The 1,173-nt window shown below is 79.0% G+C and carries 1 pseudogene; it reads right to left on the reverse strand.

Going from position 1 to position 1,173, the window contains the following annotated elements:
* Positions 1–1,173: pseudogene (locus AB0E96_RS41290) on the reverse strand (hypothetical protein); the annotation flags it as partial.

The following is a 1,173-nucleotide window of genomic DNA, read 5'->3' on the forward strand; positions in this document are numbered from 1 at the left end:
CCTTGGCCGAGGCCGCCAGGAAGGCGCGCTCGATCCCGGCCGCGGCCAGCTCGCCGGCCGCCACCCGCCGCATCAGCTGCTCCAACCGCACGCCCCGGTACAGCAGTTCCGGATCCCGGTCGGCGGTCGCCCAGCCCCGCGCGGCCGCGGTGAGCCGCAGCCGCTCGCCCAGCGCCTCGCGGTCCTCCGCCAGCCAGCCGCGCAGCCGGGGCCAGGCCTGCGGCAGCGTCTGGTGGGACAGTTCGACGTTGTCCCGGTCCACCACCACGAGCCGCGCCCGGACCAGCCGTTCGATCATCTCCGGCACCCCGGGATCGTCGAACTCGGCCCGCCGCACCGGTCTGCGGGTGCCCTCGTCGCCGCCCGGCACCAGTTCCCCGCCGGACGCCGGGCCACCGGCCGGCGGCAGCCCGTCGCCGAGGGCCGCCGGTCCGCCGGCGGAGTCCTCGCCGGCGGCGAGCAACTCCCCGCCCAGCCGCAGGAACACCGACCGGGCCCGGGCCCGGTCGGCGTCCTCCAGCCCGTTGTACAGCGCCTCCGCCGTCCGGGCCAGCGCGCCCTCGAAGCCGCCGGTGGCCTGGAACCCGGCCAGGGTGAGGGCGTTGCCGCTGCGCCGCCGCCAGGTCTCCAGCAGGGCCGCGGACACCAGCGGCAGCGCTCCCGGCTGCTGCGCGGCGGTCGAGATGAGGACGGCCAGCAGGGCGCCCTCGACGGTACAGCCGGACCGTAGCGCGGGCTCGGTGATGGCCCGCCGCAGCTCGTCCGGTGCCGGACGCCCCACCGGCAGCACCCCGTGGCGACCGGCCTCGGCCAGCCCCGGGTGCTCGGCGAACAGCGGGCCGCACTGGTCCGAGCGGACCACCAGCACCACCCGGCAGCGGGCCGGCGGCGCCACCGGCAGCCCGTCCGCCGCCTCGTTCGGGCCGTCCCCGGCGGTCGCCACCAGCGCGTCCAGGAAGCGGGTCCGTTCGGCGGCGTCCCGGCAGCGGGTCCGCAGCTGCTCGCCCTGGTCCACCACCAGGACCGGGTCCCCGGCCGTCCGGCCGGGTGCGCCGCGCGTCGACTCCCCGGCTCGCTGCCCGAGCCGGGCGAGCGCGAGCGCGTACGCCTCCATCGGTCGTTCACCGGGCGTCAGCAGCGCCACCGGGACACCGCCGTCGGCCGGGGGCCGGC

The sequence above is a fragment of the Kitasatospora sp. NPDC036755 genome (assembly GCF_040636595.1).
Taxonomy (GTDB): Bacteria; Actinomycetota; Actinomycetes; order Streptomycetales; family Streptomycetaceae; genus Kitasatospora.